The organism is Streptomyces sp. NPDC005963, from assembly GCF_040638655.1.
Lineage (GTDB): Bacteria > Actinomycetota > Actinomycetes > Streptomycetales > Streptomycetaceae > Streptomyces.
Genome location: NZ_JBEXVD010000004.1, coordinates 263,429 through 280,280, shown reverse-complemented (window position 1 = coordinate 280,280; position 16,852 = coordinate 263,429). Strand labels below are relative to the sequence as shown.

Annotated in this window: 14 protein-coding genes; 9 read left to right on the top strand and 5 right to left on the bottom strand. The window is 69.0% G+C overall.

All coding sequences use genetic code 11. The features are described 5' to 3' along the window. The 3 genes from ABZ348_RS09105 to ABZ348_RS09095 all read left to right on the top strand — a co-directional run bounded on the left by ABZ348_RS09105 (position 1) and on the right by ABZ348_RS09095 (position 3,044). The gene (locus tag ABZ348_RS09105) at positions 1 to 474 is read left to right on the top strand and encodes a GNAT family N-acetyltransferase (RefSeq protein WP_358930889.1); all 474 of its coding nucleotides are present in this window, start codon (positions 1 to 3) and stop codon (positions 472 to 474) included. A 130-nt stretch (positions 475 to 604) separates the two neighbouring features. Beyond that, entirely contained in the window at positions 605 to 2,191 is a 1,587-nt protein-coding gene (locus ABZ348_RS09100) for a Na+/H+ antiporter (RefSeq protein ID WP_358930887.1), read from the top strand. Positions 2,192 to 2,297: 106 nt separating this feature from the next. Then, the gene (locus ABZ348_RS09095) at positions 2,298 to 3,044 is read left to right on the top strand and encodes an SDR family oxidoreductase (protein WP_358930885.1); all 747 of its coding nucleotides are present in this window, start codon (positions 2,298 to 2,300) and stop codon (positions 3,042 to 3,044) included. 33 nt (positions 3,045 to 3,077) lie between these two features. Here ABZ348_RS09095 and ABZ348_RS09090 read toward each other — a convergent pair whose 3' ends face one another. Then, complete coding sequence (locus tag ABZ348_RS09090) at positions 3,078 to 4,229, bottom strand: mechanosensitive ion channel domain-containing protein (RefSeq protein WP_358930883.1); 1,152 nt, start codon at positions 4,227 to 4,229, stop codon at positions 3,078 to 3,080. Positions 4,230 to 4,252: 23 nt separating this feature from the next. Here ABZ348_RS09090 and ABZ348_RS09085 point away from each other — a divergent pair, with 23 nt between their 5' ends. After that, positions 4,253 to 4,831: a dienelactone hydrolase family protein gene (locus tag ABZ348_RS09085; RefSeq protein ID WP_358930881.1), complete on the top strand. Its 579-nt coding sequence runs from the start codon at positions 4,253 to 4,255 to the stop codon at positions 4,829 to 4,831. A 177-nt stretch (positions 4,832 to 5,008) separates the two neighbouring features. Here the strand turns inward: ABZ348_RS09085 and ABZ348_RS09080 are convergent, their stop codons facing one another. The 3 genes from ABZ348_RS09080 to ABZ348_RS09070 all read right to left on the bottom strand — a co-directional run bounded on the left by ABZ348_RS09080 (position 5,009) and on the right by ABZ348_RS09070 (position 8,249). After that, the gene (locus ABZ348_RS09080; protein ID WP_358930879.1) at positions 5,009 to 5,824 is read right to left on the bottom strand and encodes a DsbA family protein; all 816 of its coding nucleotides are present in this window, start codon (positions 5,822 to 5,824) and stop codon (positions 5,009 to 5,011) included. Between the two features lie 340 nt (positions 5,825 to 6,164). Continuing rightward, entirely contained in the window at positions 6,165 to 6,848 is a 684-nt protein-coding gene (locus ABZ348_RS09075) for a hypothetical protein (protein ID WP_358931075.1), read from the bottom strand. Between the two features lie 36 nt (positions 6,849 to 6,884). Then, the gene (locus ABZ348_RS09070; protein WP_358930877.1) at positions 6,885 to 8,249 is read right to left on the bottom strand and encodes a DUF2252 domain-containing protein; all 1,365 of its coding nucleotides are present in this window, start codon (positions 8,247 to 8,249) and stop codon (positions 6,885 to 6,887) included. Positions 8,250 to 8,648: 399 nt separating this feature from the next. On the opposite strand from ABZ348_RS09070, the gene dnaE reads away from it, so the two are divergent. Further along, positions 8,649 to 12,191 carry a DNA polymerase III subunit alpha gene (gene dnaE, locus ABZ348_RS09065; RefSeq protein WP_358930875.1) on the top strand — a complete coding sequence of 1,181 codons (3,543 nt, stop codon included), beginning with the start codon at positions 8,649 to 8,651 and terminating at the stop codon, positions 12,189 to 12,191. A 180-nt stretch (positions 12,192 to 12,371) separates the two neighbouring features. Here the strand turns inward: dnaE and ABZ348_RS09060 are convergent, their stop codons facing one another. After that, a complete protein-coding gene (locus tag ABZ348_RS09060) occupies positions 12,372 to 12,551 on the bottom strand; it encodes a hypothetical protein (RefSeq protein WP_358877758.1) in 180 nt (59 codons plus the stop codon). A 309-nt stretch (positions 12,552 to 12,860) separates the two neighbouring features. On the opposite strand from ABZ348_RS09060, the gene ABZ348_RS09055 reads away from it, so the two are divergent. The 4 genes from ABZ348_RS09055 (at position 12,861) to ABZ348_RS09040 (ending at position 16,666) form a co-directional block, all read left to right on the top strand. Further along, positions 12,861 to 14,096 (top strand): NYN domain-containing protein, encoded by a 1,236-nt coding sequence (locus tag ABZ348_RS09055; protein WP_358930873.1) that lies wholly within the window; start codon positions 12,861 to 12,863, stop codon positions 14,094 to 14,096. Between the two features lie 37 nt (positions 14,097 to 14,133). Continuing rightward, a complete protein-coding gene (locus tag ABZ348_RS09050) occupies positions 14,134 to 15,108 on the top strand; it encodes an ABC transporter ATP-binding protein (RefSeq protein WP_358931073.1) in 975 nt (324 codons plus the stop codon). An 11-nt stretch (positions 15,109 to 15,119) separates the two neighbouring features. After that, positions 15,120 to 15,932 carry an ABC transporter permease gene (locus tag ABZ348_RS09045; protein WP_358931071.1) on the top strand — a complete coding sequence of 271 codons (813 nt, stop codon included), beginning with the start codon at positions 15,120 to 15,122 and terminating at the stop codon, positions 15,930 to 15,932. 110 nt (positions 15,933 to 16,042) lie between these two features. Then, positions 16,043 to 16,666: a DUF2567 domain-containing protein gene (locus tag ABZ348_RS09040; protein WP_358930871.1), complete on the top strand. Its 624-nt coding sequence runs from the start codon at positions 16,043 to 16,045 to the stop codon at positions 16,664 to 16,666. Positions 16,667 to 16,852 lie beyond the last annotated feature (186 nt).

Sequence of the window (16,852 nt, the reverse complement as noted above, 5' to 3'; positions counted from 1 at the left end):
GTGGCCCTGGTGCGCGTGGCCGAGGGGCCCGCGGATCGGCAGGCGTGCTTCGCCGTGCGCCGTGAGGTCTTCGTCACCGAGCAGGGCGTGTCCATCGACATCGAGTACGACGCCTTCGACGAACCCGGGGCCGACACCGTGCACGTCCTGGCGGTCGATGAGGAGGGTACGGCCGTGGGCACCGGGCGACTGCTCCACGGGCCGGCCGCCGCAGCGCGCACCGGCGGCGATCTCGCGGTCGGTTCGCTGGGCAGGCTCGCCGTGCTCCGGACGGCCCGAGGGCTGGGCGTGGGCGTGGCGCTGGTGCGTGCCGTGGAAGAGGCCGCCCGCGACCGTGGGCTCAAGGTGGTGGACCTCCATGCACAGAGCCATGCCCTCGGTTTCTACGAGCGGCTGGGCTATGCGGCGTACGGCGAGGAAATGACGGAAGCAGGCATCGCGCACCGTTCGATGCGGCGCGAGTTGCACGGCTGAATCGCTCGGGCGTGCGGTCAGACCTGGGCGCACTCCACGGCAGCGATCGGTCTATTCGGGCAAAAAGGGCATCTCGCATGGCAGGCTGAGCCCCTGATCATGGAGGTCCCCCACCCCGAAGGGCACACTCGTGGACCAGGTGGCGCTGCTGCTCGCCCTGCTGCTCGGAGCCGTGGTGACCGTGCCCCTCGGCGAACGACTCGATCTGCCGGCACCCGTGCTGATGACCCTGGCCGGTGCGGGAGTGGCCTTTCTGCCCTTCGCTCCGCCGGTGGAGATCCCGCCCGAGTTCATCCTGCCGCTCATCCTGCCGCCCCTGCTCTACGCGGCGGCCCAACGGACCTCCTGGCGGCAGTTCGCCGCCAATGTGCGGCCCATCCTGCTGCTCGCGGTCGCCCTGGTCTTCGTCACCACGGTGGCGGTCGCGGCGGTCGCCCAATCGCTCCTGCCCGGACTGCCCATCGCCGCGGCCGTCGCCCTCGGCGCCCTGCTAGCCCCGCCCGACCCCGTGGCGGCCACCGCCGTCGCAGGTCGGCTCGGTCTGCCGCGCCGACTCGTCTCCATCCTCGAAGGAGAGGGCCTCTTCAACGATGTGACGGCCATCGTCCTCTACCACGTCGCCATCGCCGCCGTGGTGAGCGGCACGTTCTCCTGGCCGGCAGCCGTCGGTCAACTCGTCCTCTCGGCCGTGGTCGCCGTCGTGGTGGGCCTGGCACTGGGCTGGGTCACCAACAAGCTCATGGGCCTCCTCGGCGATGCCACCCTTCAGGTCGGGCTCTCCCTGATGGTGCCGTTCGTGGCGTACGTGCTGGCCGAAGAACTGCACGGCTCCGGTGTGCTCGCCGTACTGACCACGGCCCTCTACCTGGCCGAACACGCCGCGGACGCCGACGATGTGATGGGGCGGCTCGCAGGCAACACCTTCTGGCGGATCATCGACACGCTCGTCACCGGGGTCGCCTTCGGGCTCATCGGGCTCGAACTCCACAACGTCTTCGGCACCGAGGACGGGCGGGTGCCCCAACTGTTGCTCTGGGGCGCGGCGATCACCGGTGTCGTCGTCGCCGTACGGCTGCTCTGGCTGCTCCCCGCCACGTGGCTCGCGAAGAAGTTGCACTCCCGACGTGACCTCGACGAGGACATTCCGGTCAGTTGGCGCGAGACCGTGGTCATGTGGTGGTCGGGGATGCGCGGAGTGGCCTCGGTGGCCCTGGCACTCGCCATTCCGCTGACCACGGAGAGCGGGGCGCCCTTCCCCGGACGCCATGAGATCGTCTTCGTCGCCTTCGTCGTGATCCTCGCCACCCTGCTCCTCCAAGGACTCACGCTGCCCTGGCTGGTGCGCCGCCTCGGAGTGCGGGCCGACGGGGAGGCCGAGCGCCAGTTGGAGCACGATCTCGCCGTCAGAGCGGCCAAGGCCGCCCGCCACCGACTCCGGGAGATCGAAGCGGTCGAGGACATTCCGGATGAGGTCGGCGAGCGGCTCCTCCGGGGCGCGTACGAGGTGGGAGCACGGATCAGCCCCGACATCGTCGACGAGGACCGACGCGACTGGTACGCGAAACGAACCGAACGGGTCCGCACGATGCGGCGCATCCAACGCGAGATGATGTCGGCCGCCCGCCATGAAGTGCTGTCCGCCCGGAGCGAGCCGGGCGCGAACCCGGAGGTGGTCGACCGGGTACTGCGGCAGTTGGACGTGCACAGCCTGCGCTGAGGGCGGACCGCCGCGCGATGTACCGCTGTGACGCCGCGCGATGCACCGCATCTGACGCCGCGCGCTGATCCACCGGGCACGACGGGACAGCCCTTAGGCTCCTGACATGGCACGAACCGTGGTGATCAGTGGTGGCGGCACCGGAATCGGCTTCGCCGCGGCGGAGTCCTTCGCCGCCGACGGAGACCGGGTCGTGCTCCTCGGGCGCCGCGAAGAGGTTCTGGCGCGTGCGGCCGGACGATTGCCGTCCGCGGGCCACTTCGCCGTCGACCTCAGCGATCCCGCGGACGTCCTGCGCGCCGCCTCCTTCGTCGAGCGCGAGTACGGCGCGGTCGACGTACTGGTGAACAGCGCGGGCGGCAACGGCAACAGGGAGGAGCAACGCGCGCACAGCGATCCGCTCGCGGCCCTGGAACACGACTGGACCACGAACTTCCGGCTCAACACGCTGACCGCGGCCCTGCTCACCGAGGCGCTCAAGGACCATCTGGCGACCCCCGGCGGCCGAGTGCTCTTCCTGAGCTCCATCGCCGCCTACCGGGGGTCGGGATCGGCGGCCTACGGGGCGTCAAAAGCCGCTCTCCACCCGTACGCCTTCCAACTGGCCCGCACGCTCGGACCGCGGGGGATCACCGTCAACGTCGTCGCACCGGGTTGGGTGGAGGACACCGACTTCTTCGCCGAACCCCTGGCGCAGGAGCGCAGGAGCGCCCTGGCCGCCGAGACTGCGACCGGGCGCGTCGCCCGTCCCGGAGACGTCGCACAGACCCTGCACTGGTTGGCGTCCTCCGCCGCCGGGCACATCACCGCCCAGGTGATCCAGGTCAACGGTGGTGCGGAGCGCAGTCACTGACATGCGCTCGCCCCGCCGGCCCCGCGATCCCCCTCAGCCGCGGCCCGTCCGGGCCGGCTCGCCCTCGGCGGCCGGGCCCTCCTTCGGTGCCCGGCCGTTCGGGAGGGCCGGCACGGCGGGCGGTTGTGCAGCCGGTTCGGCGGAGCCCAACAGGGCGGCCGGCGCGGTCGCGACCTTCGGCAGCGCATGGGGGTGGTGCTCGTGCAGCCAGCCGATCAACTGCTCGCGCACGGCACAGCGGATGGTCCAGATGTCGTCGGCGTCCTTCGCGGTGACCACGGCACGCACCTGGATCGTCGTGGGCGTGGTGTCGGTGACCGCGAGCGACCAGTCGCGTCGGTCCCACGCGGGATGGTCCTTGATGACCTCGTGCAACTGCTCGCGCATCCGGGCCACCGGAGTGGAGTGGTCCAGATGGAAGTACACGGTGCCGGTCATCTGCACTCCACCGCGCGACCAGTTCTCGAACGGCTTGCTGGTGAAGTAGGACACCGGCATGGTGATCCGGCGCTCGTCCCAGGTCCGGACGGCCAGGAACGTGAGGGTGATCTCCTCGACGGTTCCCCACTCGCCGTCCACCACCACGGTGTCCCCGATGCGCACCATGTCACCGAAGGCGATCTGGAAGCCGGCGAAGAGGTTGCCCAGGGTCGACTGGGCGGCGACGCCCGCCACGATGCCGATGAGCCCGGCCGAAGCGAGCATCGAGGTTCCCACGGTCTTCATCGCGGGGAACGTCAGCAGCATCGCGGCGACGGCGACGACTCCCACCACGGCGATGACCACGCGTTGGATCAGGGTCACTTGGGTGCGCACCCGGCGGACCCGGGCCGGATCGCGGGTGGCCGCCGCGTAGCGGCTGTAGGTGGATTCGACGATGGCGGTGGCGATCTTCACCACCAGCCATGCGGAGGCACCGATCAGGACCAGGGTCAGCACCTGTCCGATGCCCGCGTGGTGGTCGCGGATGGTCTCCAACTCCGCCTGCTGGTAGTTGCCCCGCAGCAGGGCCGCGGCGAGGACCACTTGGAGCGGAACCCGACACTGCCGGAGCAGACCCCACAGGGGAGCCTCCGGATGCCGGGCGTGGGCACGGCGAAGTAGCAGGTCAGCAAGCCAGCCCACAAGCAGTGTGAGCACGGCCGTACCGCCGAGGACGATCAATGGGCGCAGCACGTTCTCCATGTCTTCGAACGTAACCTGACTCCATGGACATCATGCTTCTTCATTCCGCCTATGGCCTGCGGCCCGCCGTCCGGGCGGCGGCCGAGCGTCTGGAAGCCGCCGGTCACCGGGTGTGGACCCCAGATCTGTACGAGGGGGAGACCTTCGACACGGTCGAGGAGGGCATGGCCTGCAAGGAGCGGATCGGCAAGGACGAACTCCTGAAGCGGGCGGTGCTCGCCGCCGCGCCCTACTCGGAACGCGGCCTGGTGTACGCGGGGTTCTCGCTGGGCGCATCCATCGCGCAGAACCTGGCCGCCGGGGACACGAAGGCGCGCGGCCTGCTCCTGCTGCACGGCACCTCGGACATCGCGCCGAACGCCGCCGTCGACGAGTTGCCCGTACAACTGCACATCGCGGACCCGGACGCCTTCGAGCCGCACGACTGGTTGACCGCGTGGTACCTGGGGATGGGGCGCGCGGGGGCGGACGTGGAGGTCTACCGCTATCCGGGCGCCGGCCACCTCTACACGGATCCGGACCTTCCGGACTATGACGAGTGTGCCGCCGAGCAGACGTGGCGGGTGGCGCTCGGTTTCCTGGCGACGCTGGGGGAGGGCTGACGGTCCGCGGCTGGTGCGACCGTACGGCGGCCGGGCCCGCTCGACCTTGAGGAGGAGCGGGCCCGTGCCGTCCGCGGCCGGCCGTCGGGAGCCGGGACGAAGGCATCCGCACGGGCGTCCGCGGCTGCGCGTAGGCCGGCCGGTCGGTTCACGCGGGCCGCGGGGCCGCCGTCAGGGTCAGCCCTTCAGCGCCTTGTCGATCGCCGTGTTGAACTCGGCGGGCGTCATCGGCGGACTGTCCGTGCCGTCCACGACCACCTTCTTGCCGTCGACCTTGAGGGTCGGAGTGGCGCCGACCCCGCTCTTGTCGAACGCGCTGGACATCTTCATCGCCCAGGCGTCGAAGGTTCCGTCCTCGACGTTCTTCTTGAACTCGGCGTTGTCCTTCAGGGCGGGGACGGAGTCGGCGACCTTGAGCAGGTAGGAGTCCTTGGCGAAGTCGTCCTTGCTCTCGGTGGGGTGGAACTCCTTGGAGTAGAGCGCCGCCTTGAAGTCGGAGAACGCCTCCGGGCTCACGTTCAGCGCGGCGCCCATGGCGCTCAGCGCGTTCTTCGAGCCCGAGCCCTGGTCCATGTTGTCGATGAAAGTCGCGCCCACGAACTTCACCTTGTACTTGCCCGCGGCGAGGTCCTTCTTCACCGTCTCGCCGACGCCCTGCTCGAACTTGGCGCAGGAAGGACAGCGGGCGTCCTCGTAGAGTTCGAGGGTCTTCTTGGCCCCGGGCTTGCCGATGACGACGTTCGTGCCATTGCTGCCGTCGGTGTTCTTGGGTGCGGTGACCGTCTTCTCCTTGGCCACCGACTCCCAGTGGTCCGGCTCGTTGGACTGGATCACGCCGTAGCTGATGCCACCGGCGATCGCGAGTACGGCGATGGTGGAGCCCGCGACGATCAACTGCCGACGCGTCTTGTCCTTCTTCGCCTGCGCCTCGCGCTCCAGACGCAGCCGCTCGCGGGCCGCGGCCTTGTTCGCCTTGCTGTTGCGTGAACTCATGGTGAATCACTCCGTGTGACGCCGCACCGGGAGGTGCGGAAGAATGTGGGGATTTTTAGGGAATTCTGGAAAAGGGGCGTATCTGCATGGCGGCTGCTGGTGGCCCTGTGGCCCTGTGGTCCGGGCGTCCGAACGGGATCGGGCAGTCCGAACGGGATACCGAAAGGCGGCGTTCGATTCCCCGGGAAGGTGCCGGTGGCCGCCCATTCCTTCGAACGCGGAGCTTCGGGCGGGCGGGCGAGGACGCCGCTGCCATCCGCGCGGGATGAGGAGGGGACGCGCGCCGGGACCTTCCGGTGATCGTCGAGCGGACGGCCTGATCACACGGGACGGGCTCGGTTCAGCCGAGGGCCGCGACCGCGGCGGGAGGGCCGCGCAGTCCGAGGGAGTGGACCAGGAGCGCGGTGCGGGAGGCCGTGTGCCGCGGCAGCGACCGCATCAGGGGGCGCAGGGTGTGCGGGAGCCCCCTCGCCGCGACGACGGCGAGCAGCAGCGGTCGGAAGGCGAACGCGGCCATCGTCCGCATCAGCCCCGACAGCGCCGCTTCCCCGCGCCACAGCCAGGCCGCCGCCAGCAGCCCGACCGACACATGGGCGGCGAGCAGGACCCAGGGCAGCGCGGGATGGGTGGTGCCGAGCACGATGGTGGCGCCCGGTTCCGCACCTGTGACCCCGGGCAGGGCGGCGCCCACGCTCCCGCCGCACAGGACGTCGAGCCCCAGCGCCCTCAGCGATCCCGTCACCGGGCCGCCGCCGGGTCCGTAACAGAGGTCCTGGCCGGCGGTGAACACCGTGTCGGCGGCCAGTTCCAGCGGGATGAGGAGGCTTGCGATCCGCCAGAAGCCCCGCTCACGGCCGGAGAGGGCGAAGGCGATCGCGAACACGCCCGCCGAGAGCCCGGCGACCACGGTCCACGGCAGCGGTGCGCGGGACAGCAGCACATGGGAGGCAGCGGACAGCGTCACGACCAGTGCCGTGAAGATCGCTGCCCGCACCGTCCTGAGCTGGATTCCCGATACGTCCATCGTCTGCGAGTGTGCCATGGCTCCCTGAGAAGAGCCTTAACGGATGCCGTTCCCCTCCAGTCCCGGGATGCGTCCGTTGCGGAAGAGGTCGACGAAGACCTGGTGGTCGCGCCTGGCCCGAGCGCCGTACTGGTGGGCGAAGTCGATCAGCAGCGCGGGGAAGCCGTCCTCGTCGGCAGCGATGGCCGCGTCGATGGCCCGCTCGGTCGAGAAGGGCACCAGGGAATGGCCGCTCTCGTCGTCCGCGGCGGCGTGCATGGTGGCCGTCGCCCGCCCGAGGTCGGCGACGACCGCCGCGATCTCGTCCAGGTCGTCGATGTCCGACCAGTCCAGGTCCACTGCGTAGGGCGACACCTCGGCGACCAACTGGCCCGCGCCGTCCAACTCGGTCCACCCCAGCCAGGGGTCCGCGTGATCCTGGAGCGCCCGCTGGGATATCACCGTACGGTGGCCCTCGTGGTGGAAGTAGTCACGCACGGTGACGTCGTCGATGTGTCGGGAGACGGCGGGCGTCTGGGCCTGCTTCATGTAGATGACGACGTCGTTCTCCAGGGCGTCGCTGTTGCCCTCCAGCAGGATGTTGTACGAGGGCAACCCGGCCGAGCCGATTCCGATGCCGCGTCTGCCGACGACGTCCTTCACCCGGTAGGAATCGGGACGGGTGAGGCTGGACTCGGGCAGGGTCTCCAGATATCCGTCGAACGCCGCAAGCACCTTGTACCGGGTGGCGGCATCGAGCTCGATGGAACCGCCGCCGGGGGTGAAGCGCCGTTCGAAGTCGCGGATCTCGGTCATCGAGTCGAGCAGGGAGAAGCGGGTGAGGGAGCGGGCGACGCGCAGCGCGTCCAGCAGCGGTCCCTCCGCGGTGTCCAGGGTGAACGGCGGTACGTCGTCGTCCTTGGCCCCGGACGCCAGCGCGTGGATCCGCTCGCGGTAGGCGGCGGCGTAGACGCTCACCAGTTCGCTGATCTGCTGGTCGCTCAGCGCCTTGGTGTAGCCGATGAGCGCCAACGAGGCCGCGAGTCGCTTCAGGTCCCAGGTGAAGGGGCCGACGTACGCCTCGTCGAAGTCGTTGACGTTGAACACGAGCCGGCCGTTGGAGTCCATGTAGGTGCCGAAGTTCTCCGCGTGGAGATCACCGTGGATCCAGACCCGACTGGTGCGCTCGTCGAGGTACGGGTGGCTCTCGTACGGCTTCGGCCGCTCCCGCTCCAGGTCGTGGTAGAAGAGGCTGGCCGTGCCCCGGTAGAAGGCGAACGCCGAGGAGGCCATCTTGCGGAACTTGACCCGGAACGCCGCCGGATCGGCGGCCAGGAGCTCGCCGAACGCGGTCTCGAAGACGGCGAGTATCTCCTCGCCGCGCTCGTCGGCCGTGACTTCGGCGGGGTGCAGATCCGGCATCGCTCTGTGCCTCCTGGTGCGGTACGTACGGGTCGATCGACGCTTCCCGGCCGCCCGGGCCGAGAAGGCCGTTCCAGCCCGTCCAACGCTCGGCCGCGGCGGGTAGTGCCCGACCGGACCCATGGGCCGGGCGGTCTGACTGCGGGCCCTGCAAAACCAGTCCTGCGGAGCACTCCTGCCCACTCCCGCGCTCCGGCCCGCGGACCCCTCAGCCCCGGCCCGCGGCCCCTTCGACCTCGATCCGCGGACCCTGACATTCCCCTCTTCGGGCCCCGACTCCGGGCTCCCGGCCCTCGCCTTCTGCGCCATGAGGTGTCGGTGGGGAGTCGTAGACTTCCAGCCTGTCCCCCCAGACTCCCTCGCCGCCCCTTCACCGCCCGTTCTCCGGAGGCCCTCGCCGTGACCAAGCCGCCCTTCACGCATCTGCACGTGCACACCCAGTATTCGCTGCTGGACGGTGCGGCGCGGCTGAAGGACATGTTCGCTGCCTGCAATGAGATGGGCATGTCGCACATCGCGATGACGGACCACGGGAACCTGCACGGCGCGTACGACTTCTTCCATCAGGCGAAGAAGGCGGGGGTGACACCGATCATCGGGATCGAGGCCTATGTGGCCCCCGAGTCCCGGCGGAACAAGCGGAAGATCAAATGGGGTCAGCCGCACCAGAAGCGCGATGACATCTCCGGTTCCGGTGGTTACACCCACAAGACGATCTGGGCGGCGAACAGCACGGGCCTGCACAACCTCTTCCGCCTCTCCTCCGATGCATACAAGGAGGGGTGGTTGCAGAAGTGGCCCCGGATGGACAAGGAGACCATCGCGCAGTGGTCCGAGGGTCTGATCGCGTCCACCGGGTGCCCGTCGGGCGAGTTGCAGACCAGGCTGCGGCTGGGGCAGTTCGACGAGGCGTTGAAGGCGGCGTCCGAGTACCAGGACATCTTCGGCAAGGGGCGGTACTTCCTTGAGCTGATGGACCACGGCATCGAGATCGAGCGCCGGGTGCGGGACGGTCTGCTGGAGATCGGGAAGAAGCTCGGCATCCCGCCGCTGGTGACGAACGACTCGCACTACACGTATCCCCAGGAGGCCGCGGCGCACGACGCGCTGCTGTGCATCCAGACGGGAAAGAACGTCTCCGACCCGGACCGCTTCCGGTTCGACGGCACGGGCTACTACCTGAAGTCCACGGACGAGATGTACGCGGTGGACTCCTCGGACGCCTGGCAGGAGGGGTGCCGCAACACGCTGCTGGTCGCGGAGCAGGTCGACGTCTCCGGCATGTTCCAGGCGAAGAACCTGATGCCGAAGTTCGACATCCCCGCGGGCTACACCGAGGTCACCTGGTTCCAGGAAGAGGTCCGGGTCGGCATGGAACGCCGATTCCCGGGCGGTGTGCCCGACGACCGCCAGAAGCAGGCGGAGTACGAGATGGACGTCATCATTAAGATGGGGTTCCCGGGGTACTTCCTGGTGGTCGCCGACTTCATCATGTGGGCGAAGAACCAGGGCATCGCCGTGGGCCCCGGCCGTGGTTCGGCGGCCGGTTCGATCGTGTCGTACGCCATGGGCATCACCGACCTCGACCCGATCGAGCACGGGCTGATCTTCGAGCGGTTCCTCAATCCCGAGCGCGTCTCCATGCCCGACGTCGACATCGACTTCGACGAGCGTAGGCGCGTCGAAGTGATCAGGTACGTGACGGAGAAGTACGGCGCCGACAAGGTCGCCATGATCGGCACATACGGAAAGATCAAGGCGAAGAACGCCATCAAGGACTCGGCCCGCGTGCTGGGCTACCCGTACGCGATGGGCGACCGGCTCACCAAGGCCATGCCCGCCGACGTCCTCGGCAAGGGCATCGACCTCTCCGGCATCACCGACCCCTCCCACCCGCGCTACAGCGAGGCGGGCGAGATCCGGGGGATGTACGAGAACGAACCCGACGTGAAGAAGGTCATCGACACCGCGAAGGGCGTCGAGGGCCTGGTCCGGCAGATGGGCGTGCACGCCGCCGGCGTGATCATGTCCAGCGAGACGATCACCGACCACGCGCCGGTCTGGGTGCGGCACACCGACGGCGTCACCATCACCCAGTGGGACTATCCGCAGTGTGAGTCGCTCGGTCTGCTGAAGATGGACTTCCTGGGTCTGCGCAACCTCACGATCATGGACGACGCCATCAAGATGGTGAAGTCCAACAAGGGCGTCGACCTGGAGATGCTGTCGCTGCCGCTGGACGATCCCACGACGTACGAACTGCTCTGCCGCGGTGACACGCTCGGAGTCTTCCAGTTCGACGGCGGCCCGATGCGTTCCCTGCTGCGGCTGATGAAGCCGGACAACTTCGAGGACATCTCCGCAGTTTCGGCCCTGTACCGTCCGGGCCCGATGGGAATGAACTCCCACACGAACTACGCGCTGCGGAAGAACAAGCAGCAGGAGATCACCCCGATCCATCCGGAGTTGGAGGAGCCTCTCAAGGAGGTTCTGGACATCACCCACGGATTGATCGTCTACCAGGAGCAGGTGCAGAAGGCCGCGCAGATCATTGCGGGCTACTCGCTGGGCGAGGCCGACATCCTCCGCCGGGTGATGGGCAAGAAGAAGCCCGAGGAACTGGCCGCCAACTTCACGATCTTCCAGGCGGGCGCCCGGAAGAACCAGTACTCGGACGAGGCGATCCAGGCGCTGTGGGACGTGCTGGTGCCGTTCGCGGGTTACGCCTTCAACAAGGCCCACTCGTCCGCGTACGGCCTGGTCACCTACTGGACCGCCTATCTTAAGGCGAACTATCCCGCCGAATACATGGCGGCACTGCTGACCTCGGTGAAGGACGACAAGGACAAGTCGGCCGTCTATCTGAACGAATGCCGGCGCATGGGCATCAAGGTGCTGCCGCCCAATGTGAACGAATCCGAGTCGAACTTCGCGGCCCAGGGCGACGACGTCATCCTGTTCGGGCTCTCCGCCATTCGCAATGTCGGTACCAACGTCGTCGACTCGATCATTCGCTGCCGCAAGTCCAAGGGGAAGTATTCGAGCTTCTCCGATTTCCTCGACAAGGTCGAGGCGGTCGTCTGCAACAAGCGGACCGTTGAATCGCTGATCAAAGCCGGCGCATTCGATGAGATGGGGCACACGCGCAAGGGCCTCGTCGCCCACCATGAACCGATGATCGACAATGTGGTCGCGGTCAAGCGCAAGGAAGCCGAAGGCCAATTCGACCTCTTCGGTGGAATGGGCGGCGACGACAGTGCGGACGAACCCGGTTTCGGGCTGGATGTGGAATTCTCCGACATCGAGTGGGAGAAGTCCTATCTGCTGGCGCAGGAGCGGGAAATGCTCGGGCTCTATGTGTCCGACCACCCGCTCTTCGGCATCGAGCACGTCCTGTCGGACAAGAGCGACGCATCGATCTCCCAACTCACCGGCGGCGAGCACGCGGACGGGGCGATCGTCACCATCGGCGGCATCATCTCCGGTCTCCAGCGCAAGATGACCAAGCAGGGCAACGCCTGGGCCATCGCCACCGTCGAAGACCTCGCCGGTTCCATCGAGTGCATGTTCTTCCCCGCCACCTATCAGCTGGTGTCCACCCAACTCGTCGAGGACACCGTCGTCTTCGTCAAGGGGCGACTCGACAAGCGCGAGGACGTCCCCCGGCTCGTGGCCATGGAGCTCCAGGTCCCCGACCTCTCATCGGCCGGGACGAACGCTCCTGTGGTGGTGACGATTCCCACGGTCAAGGTGACGCCGCCGATGGTCACCCGGCTCGGGGAGATCCTCAGCCACCACCGGGGCAACACCGAGGTGCGGATCAAGCTCCAAGGGCCCCGTACGACCACCGTGCTGAGGCTCGACCGGCATCGAGTGCAGCCCGATCCGGCGCTGTTCGGCGACCTCAAGGTGTTGCTCGGCCCGTCCTGTCTGGCCGGCTGACCCGGCGGCAGCCGAGGCAAGGGCCCAGAAGGCCCCCCGGATTTCGCTGCTTTCGGTGAAGAGTGCCCGGGGCGACTGAAGACGCTGAAGGGGCGCGCTCGTGGTCATGAGCGCGCCCCTTCTCTGCCGTGCCGGGCGTCCCGGACGGTCCAGCGGTTCGAGTGCTACCGGCCGGCGCGATCAGTTGTGGCCGAAACGCCGCTGGTGCTTACGTGCAACATCCGCCGGGCTGCCCTGTGCCTGCGACTGCGGCTGGGCCTGTGCTTCGTAGGCGGTCGACTTCGCGTCCTCGTTGCGGCGCTCCGACTGTGCCGAGCGATCCTGCTGATGGCCACCCTTGCGATTCTTGTGCTTGGCCATGGTGTGCCTCCATCGTGGGCCTCGGGGCCAGGGTCGCGACCAGACTCACATATGGTGGGATACGTCGCATTTTGGATCATTGCCGTGGGTAAACGCCCCTTGTCACCGGGCTTGACGAGGTTCCGCCACGCCGATGATCGAGTTCCGGCCGTTTAGCCCTTCGCGGTCGGGCAGACTCGAAGCAGTCGGTAGGAATTCCCGGCCCGCAAACGTCTCCGGGGGCCTCACGCCCCTGTGAACTCAAGATCTCAGAACCCCAAGATCCCCAATGATCCTTGGTCCCCGAGACCTCGGAGTGTGTGAAAGAGGGTGGAGCGCGTGGACCGCTGCGTTGTGTTGGTGGACGCCGGCTATCTCCTCGGTGCCGCTGCGAGCCTGCTCGCCGGCGAACCGGCGCGTTCCCGGATCACCGTCGATCACACCGCCCTGATTCAGGGCCTGCGTGAGCTCGCCGAAGCCGATACGGAGCGCCCCCTGCTCCGCATCTACTGGTTCGACGGCGCCCCCGACCGAGTCCCCCAGCCCGAGCACCGACGGCTTCGGGTGATGCCCAGGGTCACCGTCCGGTTGGGCGCCTTGACCCGCAGTGATGGGCGGTGGGCTCAGAAGGGCGTCGATGCCGCCATGCATGCAGAGCTCACTGAACTGGCCAGAAATCGTGCATGTTCGGACGTGGTGCTGGTCACAGGTGACGGAGACCTCCTGCCCGGCCTGATGTCGGCCAAGGAACACGGAGTCGCGGTCCACCTCTGGGCTGTGCAGGCCGCCGACGGCGACTACAACCAGTCCGAAGACCTCGTCGCCGAAGCCGACGAACGACGGGTCCTCGACCGGGCCTGGATCACCGGAGCGGTCCGCGCGAAGGAACTCACCGGAGTCTGCGCCCCGCCCCCCGCACCCCGTCCGGAGATCGCCGCGATCCTCTCCGCCCCGCTGCCCGAGTCGGCGCTCGCCGCATCGCAGGCGGCGGCCGAGCCCGTGGCCAACGGCACCCGACCGGCCACCCCCGAGCACCGCCCCGGGGTTCAGGCACCGCCCCCCGCGAAGGGCGTCCCCACCCCCAAGGACCTGGCCGCGCTGCGCGCCTCCGGCGCGACCCCGGTGCCCCAACCGCCGAACGCCACCCTGCGCTGGTCCTCCGACAAGGGCTGGGTGGAACGCCCGCACACCAGCCCCCTCGGCGAACCGCCCGAAACCGCCTCACTTCCCACCCTGGCCCAGCTCACCAGCGCCGAGCAGCGCTGGGCCGACCGCGAGGAGGACATCACCACCGTCGGGGGTGACCCCTTCGAGGTGGGTCAGGTCTTCGCCCGGCGCTGGATGGCCCGGCTGTCCGAGAGCGGCCACGTCCAGAAGCTCTCGACGATGTACCCCCGGATTCCCCACCGCATCGACGGGGAACTCCTGCGCTACGCAGCGCGTTTCGGTCTGCTGGCGCACAAGGACGACCAGATCGACGAACACGACCGCTATGCGATCAGGGCGGGATTCTGGCGGGAGATCGACGTCCAGGCGGCAGCGGAACACGCCCCCGCCGGGGAGTAGCGCGGACGACCCCGTACTCTCATACCTCGTGAGTACGGTGTGCGTGGTGCGACGGCTGGTCAAGACGTACCCCGCTGCGCGTGCCCGCCGGGGGGTGCCCGCAACCCCCGAGATCCGGGCCACCGACCAAATCAGCCTGGAAGTCCAGGGCGGCGAGATCTTCGGACTGCTCGGCCCCAACGGCGCCGGCAAGTCCACCCTCGTGCGGCAGCTGACCGGACTGATGCGCCCGGACGCCGGCAGCATCGAGGTGCTGGGACACGATCTCGTCCGGCACCCGGAGCGTGCCTCCCGGCTCATCGGCTACCTCGGGCAGGAGTCCACCGCTCTCGACGAACTGACCGTCGCACTGGCCGCCGAGACCACCGGGCGGCTCCGCGGGCTCACCATCCGTGACGCCCGCGCCGAGCGCGACGCCGTACTGGACGAACTGGGTCTGGCCGAACTCGCCGGTCGACCGTTGAAGAAGCTCTCCGGTGGACAGCGGCGCCTGGCCTGCTTCGCGGCGACGCTCGTCGGCGAGCGTCCGCTGCTGGTCCTCGACGAACCCACCACCGGAATGGACCCCGTGGCGCGCCGGGCGGTCTGGGCCGCTGTGGACCGTCGCCGGGCCGAGAACGGCACCACGGTCGTCCTGGTCACCCACAACGTCATCGAGGCGGAGACCGTGCTGGACCGGGTCGCCGTGCTCGAACGCGGCCGGGTCATCGCCTGCGACACCCCCGGCGGACTGAAGGAACACATCGCCGGCGAGGTCCGGGTCGAACTGGTCTGGCGGGAACGGGCGCCGCTCGACGTGCCCGAGGTGGCCGCCCTGCGCGGCTCCGCACAGGAATCGGGCCGTCGTTGGGTGCTCAGACTCGCCCCCGACGAGGCTCGGGCGGCGGTCGCCGCCGTCACGGGTGGCGCGGCGTTCGCGGCGCTCGACGACTTCTCGCTGGCAACCCCCAGCCTGGAGGACGTGTACTTGGCTCTCGGGGGGAACGCGATGAAGGGGCTGGTCAAAGCGTGAGCATCGTGCCCATGGAAGCGGTGTCGGGACAGACGCGGGTCAGGGGACGCGGTACGCCCGCGATCGCCCCGGCCCCGCTCGCCCCCCGGGCGCGGCTGCTGCCGGCGCTCGGGGCGGTCTACACCGCGCAGTTGTCCCGGGCCCGGGTCGCCCGCATCCCGCTGCTGTTCGTGGCGACCTTCCAATCCATCGGGATCATGGTCTTGATGCGGGGCGTCGTGGAGGGCGGGGACGAGGCACGGGCCGTGGTCGCCGGCTCCTCGGTCCTGGTCGTCGCCTTCGTGGCGCTCAACCTCCTCGCCCAGTACTTCGGACAGTTGCGGGCCACCGGCGGCCTCGACCACTACGCCACCCTGCCGGTGCCTCCCGCGGCCGTGGTGCTGGGCGCCGCCGGCGCCTACGCCTCCTTCACCGTCCCGGGCACCATCGTCACCGCCGTCGCCGGCAGTGTCCTGTTCTCGCTGCCCATGACCCATCTCTGGGTCCTCCTCGCCGTGATCCCGTTGGCCGGCGCCGCACTCGCCGGACTGGGAGCGGCACTCGGCCTGCTCGCGCCCCGCCAGGAACTGGCCACCCTCCTCGGGCAACTGGGCATGTCCGCAGCGCTGCTGCTGGGCGTGCTGCCCCCGGACCGGATGCCGGAGCCGATCTCGTACGCACGTGACCTGCTGCCCTCCACGTACGGAGTCGAGGCGCTGGCCATGACCTTCGGGCCGAATCCCGACTGGGCCGCCGTCGGGTTCTACCTGGCGATCTGCGCCATGGTGGGCGTGGTCTCGCTGACCGTGGCGACCTGGGCCTACCGGCGGGCTGCGGTCCGCTGAAGCACCGGGCCCCACGATCGCGCAGAGGTGCCGCGCCCGCCGCTGCCCGGGAGCCGTCGGGCAACCGGTCCGATGAGGCGCCCCCGCGCCATGCCTGGCACGATGGCCGGGTGACCGCACCGCTGACTCCGCCGCACCCACCGCACCGACCGTCCGCTTCGGGGGGGCAGGGCGACAACCCCTGGCAGGCTCCGCCGAACGACGGGGACACGGGTCCGCACGAGGCGGCGGTGGTGCGGGACGACATCCGGGATGCGGTGATCGTGTTCTTCGCCGTGGCCGTGCTCGGTGTCGGGCTCGGGCTGCTGTGGTTGGCGCTGGCCCCCAGCGTGCCGCTCATCTCCGACGGCAAGGCCGTCTTCCTGAGGGACTCCGAGGGTGAGGAGGCGGTCGGCGCGGACGGTACGTTCGCGCTCCTGGGGTTGGCGTTCGGTGCGCTGAGCGCCGTGGGCGTGTTCGTGTTCCGCCGTCGCGGCGGGATCGCCCTGGTGGTGGCGCTGGCCCTCGGCGGGCTTCTGGGCGCATTCGTGGCCTGGGGAGTCGGCACCTGGTTCGGGCCGACGGAGGACGTGGTCGCCCACGCCAAGGCCGTGGGTGCGGGGGTGGTGTTCGACGCTCCGCTGGAGCTGAACGCGAAGGGTGCGCTCCTGGCGTGGCCGGTGGCCGCGATGGTGGTGCACCTGCTGCTGACGTCACTGTTCGGCCCCCGTGACCCGGAGCCGCTGCCCGACTGAGCTCCCCGCGGGGCCCCTAGGGCCCTTCTTTCGGATCTTGCTGGGGTCGCGTGCCCTGGCACCGCGCTCCCCCTGTGCCTAGCGGCACGGGAGGTACCCCCACGCCGCGTTGTCGTCAATCACCAATGGCCCCCTGTGCCTGGCGGCACGGGAGGTGCCCCCACCGCAGTGATTCATTCCTCCGTC

Excerpts from the sequence above, each read along its gene's own strand:
- ABZ348_RS09060 (WP_358877758.1), bottom strand. The coding sequence starts at position 12,551 with ATGGCCAAGCACAAGAATCGCAAGGGTGGCCATCAGCAGGATCGCTCG.
- ABZ348_RS09045 (WP_358931071.1), top strand. The coding sequence starts at position 15,120 with ATGGAAGCGGTGTCGGGACAGACGCGGGTCAGGGGACGCGGTACGCCC.
- ABZ348_RS09090 (WP_358930883.1), bottom strand. The coding sequence starts at position 4,229 with ATGGAGAACGTGCTGCGCCCATTGATCGTCCTCGGCGGTACGGCCGTG.
- ABZ348_RS09075 (WP_358931075.1), bottom strand. The coding sequence starts at position 6,848 with ATGGACGTATCGGGAATCCAGCTCAGGACGGTGCGGGCAGCGATCTTC.
- ABZ348_RS09095 (WP_358930885.1), top strand. The coding sequence starts at position 2,298 with ATGGCACGAACCGTGGTGATCAGTGGTGGCGGCACCGGAATCGGCTTC.
- ABZ348_RS09070 (WP_358930877.1), bottom strand. The coding sequence starts at position 8,249 with ATGCCGGATCTGCACCCCGCCGAAGTCACGGCCGACGAGCGCGGCGAG.
- ABZ348_RS09085 (WP_358930881.1), top strand. The coding sequence starts at position 4,253 with ATGGACATCATGCTTCTTCATTCCGCCTATGGCCTGCGGCCCGCCGTC.
- ABZ348_RS09080 (WP_358930879.1), bottom strand. The coding sequence starts at position 5,824 with ATGAGTTCACGCAACAGCAAGGCGAACAAGGCCGCGGCCCGCGAGCGG.